Source organism: Kitasatospora sp. NPDC001660, assembly GCF_053596725.1.
This window is the reverse complement of the sequence record NZ_JBSFGU010000009.1, coordinates 60010-74340: the sequence shown is the minus strand read 5'-3', so window position 1 is coordinate 74340 and position 14331 is coordinate 60010. Positions and strand designations below refer to the sequence as shown.

At 74.5% G+C, this 14331-nt stretch carries 12 protein-coding genes; 1 reads left to right on the top strand and 11 read right to left on the bottom strand.

The window, feature by feature from the left end; genetic code table 11:
- Positions 1–51: 51 nt before the first annotated feature.
- From ACWCXH_RS12730 to ACWCXH_RS12690, 9 genes are all read right to left on the bottom strand, one after another.
- Positions 52–2607 carry an ABC transporter permease gene (locus ACWCXH_RS12730; RefSeq protein WP_449801418.1) on the bottom strand — a complete coding sequence of 852 codons (2556 nt, stop codon included), beginning with the start codon at positions 2605–2607 and terminating at the stop codon, positions 52–54.
- 27 nt (positions 2608–2634) lie between these two features.
- Positions 2635–3435, bottom strand: coding sequence for an ABC transporter ATP-binding protein (locus ACWCXH_RS12725; protein ID WP_449801417.1), 801 nt, complete (start codon positions 3433–3435; stop codon positions 2635–2637).
- 117 nt (positions 3436–3552) lie between these two features.
- Positions 3553–4836: a sensor histidine kinase gene (locus tag ACWCXH_RS12720; RefSeq protein ID WP_449801416.1), complete on the bottom strand. Its 1284-nt coding sequence runs from the start codon at positions 4834–4836 to the stop codon at positions 3553–3555.
- Between the two features lie 4 nt (positions 4837–4840).
- Positions 4841–5503 (bottom strand): two-component system response regulator CseB, encoded by a 663-nt coding sequence (gene cseB / locus ACWCXH_RS12715; protein ID WP_449801560.1) that lies wholly within the window; start codon positions 5501–5503, stop codon positions 4841–4843.
- Positions 5504–5788: 285 nt separating this feature from the next.
- Complete coding sequence (locus ACWCXH_RS12710; protein WP_449801415.1) at positions 5789–7096, bottom strand: SufS family cysteine desulfurase; 1308 nt, start codon at positions 7094–7096, stop codon at positions 5789–5791.
- Positions 7097–7157: 61 nt separating this feature from the next.
- Positions 7158–8570, bottom strand: a complete 1413-nt coding sequence (locus ACWCXH_RS12705) for a family 2B encapsulin nanocompartment shell protein (RefSeq protein WP_449801414.1) — start codon at positions 8568–8570, stop codon at positions 7158–7160.
- 136 nt (positions 8571–8706) lie between these two features.
- Positions 8707–9696: an NAD-dependent protein deacetylase gene (locus ACWCXH_RS12700; RefSeq protein ID WP_449801413.1), complete on the bottom strand. Its 990-nt coding sequence runs from the start codon at positions 9694–9696 to the stop codon at positions 8707–8709.
- A gap of 16 nt (positions 9697–9712) precedes the next feature.
- The gene (locus ACWCXH_RS12695; RefSeq protein WP_449801412.1) at positions 9713–10792 is read right to left on the bottom strand and encodes a PP2C family protein-serine/threonine phosphatase; all 1080 of its coding nucleotides are present in this window, start codon (positions 10790–10792) and stop codon (positions 9713–9715) included.
- 50 nt (positions 10793–10842) lie between these two features.
- On the bottom strand, positions 10843–11574 hold the full coding sequence (locus ACWCXH_RS12690; RefSeq protein WP_449801411.1) for a rhomboid-like protein: 732 nt from the start codon (positions 11572–11574) through the stop codon (positions 10843–10845).
- Positions 11575–11715: 141 nt separating this feature from the next.
- Between ACWCXH_RS12690 and ACWCXH_RS12685 the strand changes: the two genes are divergently transcribed.
- Positions 11716–12417, top strand: coding sequence for a DUF3152 domain-containing protein (locus ACWCXH_RS12685; protein ID WP_449801410.1), 702 nt, complete (start codon positions 11716–11718; stop codon positions 12415–12417).
- Between the two features lie 47 nt (positions 12418–12464).
- Here the strand turns inward: ACWCXH_RS12685 and ACWCXH_RS12680 are convergent, their stop codons facing one another.
- The gene (locus tag ACWCXH_RS12680; RefSeq protein ID WP_449801409.1) at positions 12465–13691 is read right to left on the bottom strand and encodes a glycosyltransferase; all 1227 of its coding nucleotides are present in this window, start codon (positions 13689–13691) and stop codon (positions 12465–12467) included.
- Positions 13692–13964: 273 nt separating this feature from the next.
- Positions 13965–14183, bottom strand: coding sequence for a heavy-metal-associated domain-containing protein (locus tag ACWCXH_RS12675; RefSeq protein WP_449801408.1), 219 nt, complete (start codon positions 14181–14183; stop codon positions 13965–13967).
- Positions 14184–14331 lie beyond the last annotated feature (148 nt).

Here is a 14331-nt window from a genome sequence, read left to right as displayed (position 1 = left end):
TGAGGATTCCGCCCGCCCCCGACGGGGGTGGCGGCGGGCGGAACCGAAACCTCACGCCTCCGCGGCTGCCGCCAACGGGCCCAGGGCGGCGGCCCGGCGGGCCGGGGCGGTGGCGGCGAGGGCGCCGATCGCGAGGGACACCAGGCACACGAGGAGCAGCGTGCCCCACGGCAGGGCCGGCGCGTAGTGCTCCACCGCGCCGGTGGCCAGCGGGCCGACCGCCCAGGCGGCGGCCAGGCCGGCCGCGAGGCCGAGGAGCGTGCCGAACGCGGCGACGGTCACCGCCTCCAGGCGGATCATCCGCCGGACGCCGGCGCGGTCCAGGCCGACGGCGCGCAGGACGCCGATCTCGCGGGTGCGCTCGGAGACCGACACGGCCAGGGTGTTGACGATGCCGAGCGCGCCGATCACGGCGCCGACGGCGAGCATCCCGTACATCACGACCAGCAGGTCGCCCATGGTCCCGGCGGCCTCGTGGACGAGCTGCGCGCGGTCCTGCACCTTCAGCAGCGGGCTGTTGCCGACGGCGGTGCGCAGCCGCTGCTCCATCGCCGGGGAGGACGCGCCGTCGTCGGTGCGGACGAGGATCCGCTGGACGGAGCCGGGCAGGTAGCTGTTCTGCGCCACCTCGGTGCGCGCGGCGAGCACGTCGCGCGCGGTGGGGTTGTCCCGGTAGACGCCCACGACGGTGTACGGCCGGGTGTCCTGGGTGCGGCCCATACGGGCGTCGAGCCGGTCGCCGGGGCTCAGGTGGTGCTCCCGGGCGACGGTGGCGGAGACGGCGATCCGGCCCGGGCCGAGACCCTGGACGGAGCCGCCGGTCACGTCGAGCTTCACGACGGCGCCCATCGTGTCGGGTTCGACGCCCGCGACCTCCAGGACCGTTCCGCCGGCCACCATGGTGGAGTCCGTGACGGCACTCACCGTCCGCACCCCGGGGGTCCCGGCCACCCGGCGGACGGCGGCCGGGTCGACCCCGTCCGTGGTGGAGCGGGAGCGGATCACGTAGTCGGCGCCGAGCCCGGCCGCGGCGCGGTGGTCCAGGGCCTGCCCGGCGGAGTTCCCGACGGTGGCGAGCCCGGCGACCAGCGCGGTGCTGATCATCAGGGTGGCGGCGGTCGCGGCGGTGCGCCGCGGGTCGCGCAGCGCGTTGTCCCGGGCGAGGCGCCCGGCGACGCCGAGGCGGCCGGTGAGCCGCCCGAACGAACGGATCACCGGGGCGGCGAGCACCGGCGCGAGCGCGATCAGGCCGCAGACGAGGACGGCGCAGCCGAGCATCGCGCTCTGCAGGTTCGCCTCCGAGGCGTCCTTCGCGTCCCGGAGCGACACCAGCAGGGTCGCAGCGAGGAGGAGCAGGGCGGCGCCCGCCGCGGCGCGGAGGTGCAACCGGCGCGCGGGCGGCGGCTGTTCGGCCGTCCGCAGCGCCTCGATCGGCGCGACCCGCGCCGCCCGGCGGGACGGCAGCCACGCGGCGAGCACGGTGACGCCCACACCCACGGCGAGCGCCGCCACGACCGGACCCGGGCCGATCACCAGGGGGCCGCGGGGCAGCCCGTCACCGAGGAGGCCGGGCAGCACCGAGGCGATGCCGAGGCCGAGGAGGAACCCGGCCGCCGACGCGACGAGCCCGACCACGAGGGCCTCCAGGAGGACCGACCGCGCCACCTGGCGGCGCTGCGCGCCGATCGCCCGCAGCAGCGCGATCTCCCGGGTGCGCCGTGCCACCAGCATGGTGAAGGTGTTGACGATGAGGAAGGAGGCGATGAAGAGCGAGACCCCGGCGAAGACCAGCGGCAGCTTCTCGTAGCCCCGGGTCAGGGTGTCGACGAGAACGGTCTGCTGGGCGGCCTGGGCGGCGCCGGTGGTGGCCTCGGCGCGGTCGGCGGGGAGCACGGCGGCGACCCGGCGGGCGAGGTCGAACTGGTCGGTGCCGGGCGCGGCGGACAGGTCGATCCCGGTGTAGTGGCCCGGGGTGGCGAACAGCTGCTGCGCGGTCGCCAGGTCGAGCAGGACGAGCGTGCCGCCGGCGGTCACCCGGGTGTCGCCGGTGGTGACGATGCCGACGAGCCGTCTGGTCACGGCCGGCCCGTCGGTGGCGAGCGTGACCGGGTCGCCGGTCTTCAGCCGGCCGGCGGCGGCCGTGCCGCGGTCCACGGCGAGTTCGTCGCCGTTGCGCGGGGCGCGGCCCTCGACCAGCGGGTAGCGGCCGTCCGTCCCGTCCTTGCCCGGGACGTACGCGGCGGCCTGGTTGGCCCATCGCGCACCGACCCGCAGTGGGGTGCCGTCCGCCGCGTTCAGGACGGCCGAGCCGTCGGCGGACGGCCGGACGGCGGCGACGCCCGGGACGTCGGCCAGCTTCCGCGCGAGCGCGTCGTCGAGCGCGCTCGGCTGCTGGTCGGTGGTGGCACCGGGCCGGGGCTCCTTGGCCGTCACGGTGAGCGCGATGTCGGCGAAGTTCTTCGAAGCGGCGGCGCGGTGGGCGGCGGCGGTGGAGTCCGCGAACACGAGGGTGCCGGACACGAACGCGACACCGAGGCAGACCGCGAGCACGGTCATGGCCCAACGAGCCTTGTACGTCAGGACGTTGCGCAGAGCTGTTTTCAACATGGCTGTCTTCCTGGGCGCTTGGCGGGGTCAGCGGGCGGCACGGGTGCGGACGGCGCTGGTGTCGTCGGCGCGCGCGTCGAAGCTCCGCATCACGTCCAGCACCCGGTCCGGGGTGGGGCGCACGAGCTCGTCGACCAGCCGGCCGTCGGAGAGGAAGACCGCCCGGTCGGCGAAGGCGGCGGCGACCGGGTCGTGGGTGACCATGACCACGGTCTGGCCCAGCTCGCGGACGGAGTCGCGCAGGAAGCCGAGGACCTCCGTCCCGGCCCGGGAGTCGAGGTTGCCGGTCGGCTCGTCCGCGAACACGACCGCGGGCCGCCCGGCCAGGGCGCGGGCGACCGCGACGCGCTGCTGCTGCCCGCCGGACAGCTGCGCGGGCCGGTGGCCGAGCCGCTCGGCGAGGCCGACCATGGCGACCACCCGGTCCAGCCACCGCTGGTCGGGGCCGCGCCCGGCGATGGCCAGCGGCAGCGTGATGTTCTCCAGCGCGGTGAGGGTCGGCAGGAGGTTGAACGCCTGGAAGACGAAGCCGATCCGGTCGCGGCGCAGCCGGGTGAGCTGCCGGTCGTCGAGCGTGCCGAGCTCGGTGGTGCCGATGTGCACTGAGCCGGAGGTGGGTGTGTCGAGCCCGGCGGCGCAGTGCAGCAGGGTGGACTTGCCGCAGCCGGACGGGCCCATGATCGCGGTGAACTCGCTCTCCCGGAAGCCGATGCTCACGCCGTCCAGTGCGGTGACCCGGGTGTCGCCCGAGCCGTGGACCTTGGACAGGTCGGTGGTGGCGGCGGCGATCCCGGGCGCGGGGTGCGGGGCACGGGGGTCGACTGTCACGGGGGCTCCTCTTCGGTGCGGGAAACTGCACTTCGAAGGGTGTCCGGGGAACGTATCGGGGCCCGGGCCGCCGTGTATCGGCGGCCGCTCCGGTTCGTATCGGTTCGGCGGCCGCTGTCAGTCGGGTGGCAGCCGGAGGGTGGCGACGGCGCCGCCGTCCGGGGCGTTGTCCAGGCGCAGTTCGGCGCCGAGGAGCCGGGCCTGGCCAAAAGCGATGGTCAGGCCGAGGCCGTGGCCCGCGCCGCGCTCCCGCGCGCCGGTGTGGAACCGGCGCGGGCCGTGGAGCAGCAGGTCGGGCGGGAAACCGGGGCCGTGGTCGCGCACGACGACCGCCCGTCCGTCGACGGCGACCGTGACCGGGGCGGCGCCGTGCCGGTGGGCGTTGACGACGAGGTTGCCGACGACGCGCTCCAGCCTGCGCGGGTCGGTCTCCACGAAGACCGTGCCGTCCCCTTCGGCGGTGGCCCCTTCGACCGTGACCTCGGCGTCGAAGCCCGTGTGCGTCACCGCCTCCGCGACGACGGCGCCGAGCGGCACCCGGGCGCGGACGGGCTGTTCGGCGCCGGCGTCGAGGCGGGAGACCTCCAGGAGGTCCTCGACCAGGCCGCGCAGGTCGCGCACCCGGCCGCGGAGCAGGTCCTCCGTCTCGCCGGACGGCAGGAGGTCGACGGCGGCGAGCAGGCCGCCGACGGGGGTGCGCAGCTCGTGGGCCACGTCCGCGGTGAACTGCCGTTCGGTGCGCAGGCGTTGGCCCAGGCTGTCGGCCATGCGGTCGACCGCGGCGGCGATGTCGGCCACCTCGTCGCGCCCCCCGACCGGCCCGGTGCGGGCGTCGAGGTCCCCGGCGGAGATCCGGCCGGCGGTTTCGGAGACGCGGCGCAGCCGGCGGCCGAGCAGCCCGGCGCCGTAGACGGCCACGGGCACGGCCGCACCGAGGGCGGCCAGCGAGGCCACCGTCACGGTGGCGTCGAGGCGGCTGAGGGTGTGGAGCTCGGGGCTCATGTTGATCCGGACGGCGAGCACCGGGCTGCCCGGCCCGGCGGTGCGCTGGGCGCCCCAGACGCTTGGGCCGAGGTTCCCGTGGACGCTCCCGTCGTAGCCGGTGTGCCGGTCGCCGTCCGCCGGATCGCGCAGGACGGCGGGCAGTTCGGCCGGGTCGAGCTCGGCGCCGTCCGCGAGCGCTCCGGTGCGGCGGTAGACGTCCATTGCCGAGTAGACCGTGTTGAAGGCCTGGGCGTCGGTGCGGTCGCGGATGTCCTGCGCGGTCCACACGTGCACCAGCACGCCGACCGTCGCCGCGACCAGGCAGGCGGTGAGGGCGGCCAGCGCAATGATCTTCCACCGCAGGGACGTGCGGCCCCGGCCACAGCCAGGGCGCGACGGTCGCCGGAACGGGCGCACGGGCTCAGCGCCTGAGCTTGTAGCCGAAGCCGCGGACCGTCTCGATCCGGTCCCGCCCCAGCTTGCGCCGCAGCCGCTGCACGCACAGGTCGACGACCCGGCTGTCGCCGTCCCAGCCGTAGTCCCAGACGTCGCGCAGCAGGGTGTGCCGTTCCAGGACGACGCCCGGGCGGGCGGCGAACTCCAGCAGCACCTTCAGTTCGGTCGGGGTCAGCGCGACGGGCCTGCCGGCGACGGACACCTCCATCCCCGCGGTGTCGATGGCGAGGTCGCCGAAGGTGAGCACCTCCCCCTCGGCCTCTTCCGCGCGCGCGGCCGGCTCCGGTCCCGGGAGCGGCACGTACGTCGCCCGGCGCAGCAGTGAGCGGATGCGCGCGACGAGCACGAACGTCTCGACGGGCTTGACCACGTAGTCGTCCGCCCCGGCCTCCAGGCCCGCGACGACGTCGAGCCCGTCCCCGCGGGCGGACATCATCAGAACGGGCACCAGGCTGGTCTCCCGGATCCTGCGGCACAGCCCGATCCCGTCGAGCCCGGGCAGCATCACGTCCAGGATCAGCAGGTCGTAACTCCCGTCGCGGAACAGCTCCAGCCCCGTGAGCCCGTCCGCCGCGGCCGTCATCTCGTAGCCGTACCGCTCCAGCGCGACGGTGAACGACCGCCGCATCAGCTCGTCGTCCTCCACGAGCAACACGCGGACCGGCCGGGGGTCGGACACGGGCGGACGGCTCCTCTGCGGATCTGCGGGCGGTCGGTGGAGAGTGGGGGTCAGGACGTGAACAGGGACGATACCGCAGACATCGGACACTCCCCCCGCATCACGGGCACCGATGCCCGATCAAGTGCCCGCCGATACATGACGGATACAAGGCTCGGCTTGTCCGCCTGGACGCGCGGAGCGGGCGGACACCACCGAGTGGTGTCCGCCCGCTCCGGGTCGAGGGGGGTCGGGTCAGGTGGCCGTGGCGGCCTGGATGCCCTGGAGGGCGGCGACCAGGGTGTCCACGTCCTGGACGGTGTTGTAGAGGGCCAGGGACGCGCGGACCGCGCTCTGGAGGCCGAAGGCGGCGAGGGCCGGCTGGGCACAGTGGTGGCCGGCGCGGACGGCGATGCCCTGCTGGTCGAGTTGCCCGGCGAGGGCCATCGGGTCGGTGCCGGCGAGCAGGAAGGTCAGGACGCCGATCTTCCCCGGCGCGTTGCCGATGAGCTGGAGCCCGGGCACGGTGGCCAGCGCGGCCATGGCGTACGCGGTGAGCTGCTCCTCGTGCGCGGTGGCGCCCTGCCGGTCCAGGCCGGACAGGTAGCGCAGGGCGGCCCGCAGGCCGGCGACGCCCGCGATGTGGCCGGTGCCGGCCTCCAGGCGGTGCGGGACGGGGGCGTAGGTGGTCTCCTCGAAGCTCACCGAGTCGATCATGTTGCCGCCGCCCTGCCACGGGGGCATGGCCTCCAGCACGTCCCGCTTGCCGTAGAGCACACCGATGCCGGTCGGGGCGAAGATCTTGTGCCCCGAGAAGGCGTAGAAGTCGGCGTCGACCGCCTTGACGTCCACCGGGAAGTGGCTCACCGCCTGGGCGCCGTCGATGAGCACCCGGGCGCCGTACCGGTGGGCGAGCGCCGTCATCTCGGCCACCGGAGGGACGGTGCCCAGCACGTTGGACGCGTGGGTGAGCGCCACCAGCTTGGTGCGGAAGCCGAGCAGGTCCCGGTAGGCGTCCTGGTCCAACTGCCCGTCCGGGAGCAGCGGGACGGGCACGACCCTCGCCCGCCGCTCCTTGGCGATCAGCTGCCAGGGCACCAGGTTGGAGTGGTGCTCGGCGGCGGAGACGAGGATCTCGTCACCGACTCCGAGGTTGGCCCGGCCCCAGCTCTGCGCCACGAGGTTGACGGCCTCGGTGGTGCCCCGGACGAAGACGATCTCGTCCGGGTCCGGGGTGCCGAGGAGCTTGGCGGCCTCGGCGCGGCCCTCCTCGTATATCTGGGTGGCCTGCTTGGCGAGGGTGTGCGCGCCGCGGTGGACGTTGGACGTGCTCGTCGCGTAGTGCTCGCCGACCGCCTCGACGACCTGGCGGGGCTTGAGGGTGGTGGCCCCGTTGTCCAGCCAGACCAGCGGGTGGCCGTTCACCTCCCGGTGCAGCTGCGGGAATTCACGGCGGACCGCCTCGACGTCGAACCCGCCGGGAGGCGCGGTGGGCGCGGTGGGCGCGGACGGCACCGCGGGCGCCATCGCGGTCGGCAGCCAGTAGAACTGCGTGCCCGTCATGCCGCTTCCCACCGGAGGGCGCCCGGCCACCCCGTGGATCCCGGAGCCGCGCCCGTATCCGTCAGGAGTAGTCATGGTAGTTGGACACCTCGACGTTCTGGAGCACGGCGACCGCGTCGTCCACCAGGGCTGCGGTGGAGAAGTAACTGGTCACCAGGTAGGAGGTGATGGCCTGCCGGTCGACGCCCATCGCCCGCACCGCCAGACCCGGCTCGACCTCGTCCGGGACCTTCGCCGGGCGCAGGCCGACCACGCCCTGGCGGTCCTCGCCCACCCGCATCAGCAGGATGTTGGTGGTACCGGGCGCCGAGCTCGCCGAGCCCTTGAGGTCGAGCTTGTCGGAGGGCAGCAGCGGCACGCCGCGCCAGGTCATGAACGGGCTGCCGAACAGCTCGACGATCTGCGGCGGCACCCCGCGCCGCGTGCACTCGCGGCCGAACGCGGCGATCGCGCGCGGATGGGCGAGGAAGAACGCGGGCTGCTTCCAGACGCGGGCGAGCAGCTCGTCCATGTCGTCCGGGGTGGGCGCGCCCTTACGGGTGCGCACGCGCTGGGTCGGGGCGACGTTGTTGAGCAGACCGTACTCGGCGTTGTTGAGCATCTCCCACTCCTGGCGCTCGCGCAGCGCCTCGACGGTCAGCCGCAGCTGGGCCTGGACCTGGTCGATGCCGGAGTTGTAGATGTCCGAGACGCGGGTGTGCACCCGCAGGACGGTCTGCGCGATGCTCAGCTCGTACTCGCGCGGGCTCTCCTCGTACTCCACGAAGGTCTGCGGCAGGTACGGCTCGCCGGCGTGGCCCGACCGGAGGTCGATCGGGTGCTCGGGGCCGGCCGGCGCCTGCCCGGCCGCGGCGGCGAACTCGTCCAGCTGCGCGCGCAACGAGGGATCCCGGTCGGCGAGTTCGACGAGGACGCCGCGGTCGAGGGAGAGCACCGTACACGCGCTGACGGCCTTGACCCGGTACGTCGTCTCGGTGCCGCCCGCCCACGCGGCGCCGTCGAAGTGGTCCCCCTCGCCGAGGACGGCCAGCAGGGCGTCCGCGCCGTACTCGTTGGTGGCACGCTTCTCGGCGCGGCCGAACGCGATGACGTGCAGCCGGTCGGCGGGCGCGCCGACGTCGACGATCAGCTCGCCGGGTGCGACCTCGCGCTCGACGAAGCCGTTCGCGAGCGCGGCGAGCAGCGGGCCGTCCACCTGGCTGAGGAAGGCCAGCTCGCGCAGGTCCTCGGCGATGATGCGGTTGGCGCCCGCGCCGTCGACGTAGGTGCTGATGAGCCCGTCGCCGAGGATGAAGCCGCGGCGGCGGTTGACGCGGAAGACACCGGCCTCCAGGTCCACCCAGGGCAGCGCGCGCAGCAGGTACCGGGGGGTGATCCCGAGCATCTGCGGCACGGTCTTGGTGGTGGTCGCGAGGTTCCGGGCGGCGGAGGTACTGAGACTCTGCTGGTTCGGCTGAACGGCCTCGGTGGTCACGTGTGGTCCCCTCCCGCTGATCGGGCGATCCGACGATGCGTCAGATTCTCGCCGCCGATCCGGGTTGGCGTGACGGCGTTTAGGTTCACCGATATGCGGACGCGCCAGTACGCAAGGGGAGGCGAGGCCGCCAAACTCACTCGAAAGAGTGAGTTTGGCCATAAGTACTCCCAATGTGTTCAAAAGCAGGACTTTGAAGCGCAGGACCGGATCCGCTGACCCGGCGGGCGGCCTCGGTCAGGACGGCACCCAGCGGGAGGGCGATCCGGGCCGCGGCCAGGTCGTCGCCGCGGGTCGGGCCCTGGTTGACGATCGCCACCGGGGTGCCCGCGCGGGCGGCGTGGCGCACGTAGCGCAGACCCGACATGACGGTGAGGGACGAGCCGAGGACGACGAGGGCCTGCCCGGCGTCGACCAGGTCGAAGCAGCGCTGCACCCGGGGCCTGGGCACGCTCTCACCGAAGAACACCACGTCCGGCTTGAGGACGCCACCGCACGCCCGGCAGGGGGCGACCCGGAACGCGTCGACGAGCTCCGGCGGCAGCTCGGCGTCGCCGTCCGGGCGGATCTCCGCGCCGGCCGCGCGGAAGCCGGGGTTCAGCTCCTCCAGGCGTCCGTCCAGTTCCTCGCGCGTGCTGGCGCGCCGGCACGCCAGGCAGACCACCCGGCGGAGACCGCCGTGCAGTTCCACGGCCGTGCGCGTACCGGCCGCACGGTGCAGGCCGTCCACGTTCTGGGTGATCACCGCCGACACGTGGCCCGAGCGGCGCAGCCGCTCCACCGCCCGGTGCCCGGCGTTGGGTTCGGCCACCGCGATCGCGTGCCAGCCGGCGTGACTGCGCGCCCAGTACCGGCGGCGGGCCGCCTCGCCGCCGGTGAACTCCTGGTAGGTCATCGGCGCGCGGCGGCGCCGACTGCCGGTGGCGCCCCGGTAGTCGGGGATGCCGGACTCCGTGGACAGCCCCGCGCCGCTGAGCACCACGACGCCCCGCCCGGCCAGCAGCCGGACCAGCGTCTCCAGACCGGCCTGGTCGGCCGCGGTGGCATCGTCGAGCGTCGTGGCATCGTCGAGCGTCGTGGCATCGCCGGCCGCCGTGGCTCCGTCGGGCGTCGCGGGCACACTCATGCGGCCAGGGTAGGACTCACGGGCGAGTGACCGCGAGGACGGCCATGTCGTCGTCCCGCGGCCCGCCCGTCCACGCCTCCACGTCCCGCACCAGGGCGTCCAGCGCCTCCCCCGGGCCCGCGAGCGGGCCCAGCGGGGCGAGGCCCGCCACGGGATCGTAGAACCGCCCGGCGCCGTCCCGGGCCTCGGTGACGCCGTCGGTGACCAGGAGCAGCGTGTGCCCGGCCGGGAACGGCCACCGGTCCGGCGCCACGCGGGCCTGACCCAGGGCGCCCATGCCGAGCGGCAGGCCGGGGTCGGCGGCGTCCAGGCGCCGCACGCCGCCCGCGCCGTCCAGCAGGTACGGTCCCGGGTGGCCGCAGCTCAGGACGTGGGCGGTGGCCCGGCCGGTCGGGACCTCCACCAGCAGCGCCGTGCTGAAGCCCTCCGCCCGCACCTCCTCGTCGCGGTGCTCGCTCTCGCGGGCCAGCGACTGCTCCAGGGTGTCCGCGAGCGCGACCAGGTCCGGGGCCCGCGAGGCGTTCTCCCGGAACGCCCCGAGCAGCACCGACACCGTCGCCACCGCCGGCAGGCCCTTGCCCCGCACGTCCGCGATCAGCAGCCGCACGCCGTACGGGGTCTCCTGGACGGCGTACGCGTCCCCGCCGATCAGCGCCTCCGTCTGGGCGGCCCGGTAACAGGCGGCCACCGCCAGCTCCCCGGCGCGGCCCGGCGGCGCCGGCAGGACGGCCCGCTGGGCGGCCTCCGCGACGCTGCGCACGGTCGCCAGCCGCCGCCCGTGGCGGGCGACGACCCGGTTGATCCAGACGCCGAGCAGCGCGGCGAACACGGTGTTCGTCAGCTCCAGGAAGCCGCCCTTGGTGCCGGCCGTGCCATCGTGGACGGACAGCGCGACGATGCCCGCCACGTTGGCGGCGGCGACCGCGACCGTGTCCCGCAGCGGCAGCAGCGCCCCGGCCAGGACGGCGGCGGCGGCCACCATCGGGTCGCCCCAGTAGTTCGTCGTGTCGACGGCGTTCCACAGCAGGCCGCCGGCGACCAGCAGCCACGGCAGCACCCGCAGGTAGCGCGGCCACGGGCCGGCCCTCGGTGTCATCGGCGCCACCCGCCTTCCTGCTCCGCTCGCGGGGGCGTTCGCTTCCGATCCTAGAAGCTCGGGGGCCCGCCGGGGCGCCCGTGCCCAGCCGCCGTCAGCGCGCGGGCCCGGTGCCGGGCGGTGCGCGCCGCCGCGACCGGGTCGAAGGTGCCGGAGCGGCCGCGGGTCAGGGGGCGGCAGGCGAGGCCGAGCAGGGCGGCGGTGACGTGGCCGGCGCTGGTGAAGTCGCGGCTCTGCACGAGGCCGTAGCCGTAGAACACGAGCACGCCCGCCGCGTAGACGTGGCGCCAGGGGCGGGCGAAAGCGTAGGTGAGCACCGCGACGACGCCCGCGAGGGCATAGCTCACGCCGACGTCGAGGGTGTAGAAGGCCCGGTGCGGCGACAGGCCGTGGCGGATCGCCCAGTACAGCACGCCCTCGCTGAGGTACGTCGCGCCGACGTGCGCGATCACGACGACGGCGAGCCAGCGCAGGGTGCCGAGCCAGCGCTCGGCGGGCGCGTGGAAGACGTTGTAGAGCACGAAGTAGAAGAACCAGCCGCCGCCCTCGATCCACAGGGCGCTGCTGAACAGCACCTGGACCGGCGCGACCTCCAGGTGGTGCAGGTTGGTCGAGCGCCTCTCCAGGATGTGGTGGGCCACCCTCGGGCTCACCCGGTCGATCACGAGCGTGGTGACGAGCAGGATCGCCAGCCAGACGAACGTGCCCGGCGCGCTCCGGACGTACCACCGGACGGCCCGCGCCAGACGGGCGGCGCGGGCCGACACGCGGGCGTGGCTCATCAGGGATCCTCCTCCTCCGCTCGCCCCAGCCTCGCCCCAGCCCATCACACCCTGCCGGTACGAACGGGCCGTCCGAGTGAACCGGAAGCACGACGAAGAGCGTTCCCGTAGAAAGAACCCCTGTCCAGGAGTGCACCGCCCATGGCCATTGCCCGTCCGGCTCCCGCCCGAATACGCACCGTCCTGCTCGCCGTCGTGACCGCCGCCGTGCTCACCGGCGGGCTGCTGTGGTGGTGGCAGCCGTGGATCCACGAGGTGAAGCCGCTGGCATTCACCACCGCCCCGGGCGGCACCGCGCGCGTCGGCACCGGCGACCACCTGTACCGCTACAAGGTGCGGGTGGAGGACGGGCTCCCGCAGCGCCCCGAACAGTTCGCCACCGAGGTGGACGCCGTCCTCGGCGACGTCCGGCACGGCTGGGCGGCCGGCGGGACCACGTCCTTCCAGCGGGTGGGCGTCGACCCGGTGGACTTCACGGTGTACCTGGCCACCCCGGAGTCCACCGACCGGATCTGCGGCCAGTACGGGCTCGACACCGGCGGCACGGTGAACTGCGCCGCGGGCCACCAGGTCGTCATCAACGTCAAGCGCTGGGTGGAGCTTTCGGACTTCTACGTCGGGCGGCCCGAGCTCTACCACGCGCTCGCGGTCAACCACGAGGTCGGCCACATCCTCGGGTACGGGCACGTCGACTGCCCCGGTGAGGGAGCTCCGGCGCCGGTCATGATGCAGCAGATCAAGGGCCTGCACGGCTGCGTGCCGAACGGCTGGCCCTACTCCGACACCGGGACCCTGCTCACCGGCCCGCCCGTCCAGGGACCCACGGCCACGCCCGTCCCCTGACGGGCGCCCGGGACGGCCGTCAGGGGGCGGGCGGGCCGGTGCACTCGTCAGCCCTCGGTGCCGACCAGCTCGAACAGGTGCCTCGCGGCCACCGCGGCCCCGTCGGCGCGGACCGTGCCGGCGACGGCGGCCGCCCGGGCGCGCACCACCGGGCTCAGGACCGTCCCGAGCGCGGCGGACAGGGACTCGGCGGTCGGCACCGGGCCGTCGTGCGCCACGCCGATGCCCAGGGCGGCCACGCGGCCGGCCCAGTACGGCTGGTCGACGAACTGCGGCACCACCACCTGCGGCGTCCCGGCGCGGGTGGCCGCCGTCGTGGTGCCCGCGCCGCCGTGGTGCACGACCGCGGCGACCCGGGGGAACAGCGCCTGCTGGTTCACCTCGCCGATGACGAAGCAGTCGTCGGCGCCGTCGATCGGGGCCAGGTCCGCCCAGCCGCGCGCGACGACGATGCGGCGGCCCTGGGCGCGGACCGCCTCGACGACGTCCCGGGCGACGGTCTCCTTCGACTGCCCCATCGGCATGCTGCCGAAGCCCGCGTACACCGGCGCCTCTCCGGCCTCCAGGAACGCCACCAGGTCCGCGGGGAGCGGGCGTTCGTCCGGCAGGATCCAGGCGCCGCTCTGGACGACGTCGAGGTCGGACGGCTGCTCCCAGGGGCCGAGCACCGGGTCCGTCGCCAGCCAGGGGCGGTCGGTGTTGACGTGGGCGCGCACGTTGTCCACCCGGGGCAGCCCGACCGCGGCCCGGTACTCGTTGACCACCCCGCCGAACAGCTCGTTCATGACCCCGACGTTCAGCTCCCACAGCACCCGGTTGTCGGTGACGCCCTCCGGGTGCGGGTGCCCCCGGTACGCGTGCGGCGGGTGGTGCGGGGACGGCAGCATGGTCGGCTGCAGCGCCACGTAGGCGAAGTGGACGCCCAGCTTCTCGGCCGCGGAGCGCGCGCCGGCCACGGTCGGGAACAGGCCGGTCGCCACCACCGCGTCGGCGCCCTCGGCCGCCGCGGACACCGCCTCGAAGTAGCCGGCGGTCAGCTGGGCGGCGCGCTCCTGGAAGCTCCCCGCCTCCGGCCGCGCGCTGGTCACCCACTCCCGCACCGACGGGCCGGCCGGCACCAACTCCACGCCCACGTCGGCCAGTCGCTTCGCGAACTCCTCGTCCGGCGGCGCGCACACCCGCGCCTCGGCGCCGAGTTCGCGCAGCCGCACGGCCAGCGCCGCCATCGGCTCGACGTCTCCGCGCGACCCGTACGTCGACAGCACCACTCGCATCCCGTGACTCCCCGTTTTCGTTTCCGCAGGTCGTGACCTTGAGGTCGTGATTCTGCGGGACGACGGGGGCCTTGCCGCAAGTCCCCTGGCGCGCTATAAGTTGAGAGTGGCGGGGAGTGAGGACGGGGAGTGAGTACGCCCTCCCTGACGCCGGCTCATGTCAGCAACAGTGCCGCGTCCCAGTCGCTTTCGTCCGCTCCCGACAGCTGGACCGGCTCGTGGTGCCCCGCCTCGTGCGGCGCGCCACGGGCCGGTCGGGTGTCGGCCCCTGTTTCACACCCGGCTGACGAAGGTGAAGCCGGTGCCGTCGACCGCACTGCGGAGCGCGGCATCGTCGAGCGGCTGCGCGGATGCCACGGTGACGCGGCCGGACGGTGCGTCGGCCACGACATCGGTGACACCGGGGAGCGCCGACAGCCCGGCGCTGACCGTCTTCTCACAGTGGCTGCAGCTCATGCCGTCGACGGTGAGCACGGTGGTGATGGTGGACATGCGGGGACCTCCGGAATCGGGTGCGGTTGGTCGGCACGCCGACTACGACACCCCAAAACCCACCCACATCCCAGGGACACGCCGCCCGGATGGCACCATCGAGTGGTTCCGGGAACCAACCGGGCCGCCCACCCGACAGGCCCGCTTC

What these genes read in the sequence shown, in the direction of transcription:
- cseB (WP_449801560.1), bottom strand. Translation starts at nt 5,503, where the DNA reads ATGCGGCGGTCGTTCACCGTCGCGCTGGAGCGGTACGGCTACGAGATG.
- ACWCXH_RS12730 (WP_449801418.1), bottom strand. Translation starts at nt 2,607, where the DNA reads ATGTTGAAAACAGCTCTGCGCAACGTCCTGACGTACAAGGCTCGTTGG.
- ACWCXH_RS12680 (WP_449801409.1), bottom strand. Translation starts at nt 13,691, where the DNA reads ATGCGAGTGGTGCTGTCGACGTACGGGTCGCGCGGAGACGTCGAGCCG.
- ACWCXH_RS12675 (WP_449801408.1), bottom strand. Translation starts at nt 14,183, where the DNA reads ATGTCCACCATCACCACCGTGCTCACCGTCGACGGCATGAGCTGCAGC.
- ACWCXH_RS12685 (WP_449801410.1), top strand. Translation starts at nt 11,716, where the DNA reads ATGGCCATTGCCCGTCCGGCTCCCGCCCGAATACGCACCGTCCTGCTC.
- ACWCXH_RS12710 (WP_449801415.1), bottom strand. Translation starts at nt 7,096, where the DNA reads ATGACGGGCACGCAGTTCTACTGGCTGCCGACCGCGATGGCGCCCGCG.
- ACWCXH_RS12695 (WP_449801412.1), bottom strand. Translation starts at nt 10,792, where the DNA reads ATGACACCGAGGGCCGGCCCGTGGCCGCGCTACCTGCGGGTGCTGCCG.
- ACWCXH_RS12700 (WP_449801413.1), bottom strand. Translation starts at nt 9,696, where the DNA reads ATGAGTGTGCCCGCGACGCCCGACGGAGCCACGGCGGCCGGCGATGCC.
- ACWCXH_RS12690 (WP_449801411.1), bottom strand. Translation starts at nt 11,574, where the DNA reads ATGAGCCACGCCCGCGTGTCGGCCCGCGCCGCCCGTCTGGCGCGGGCC.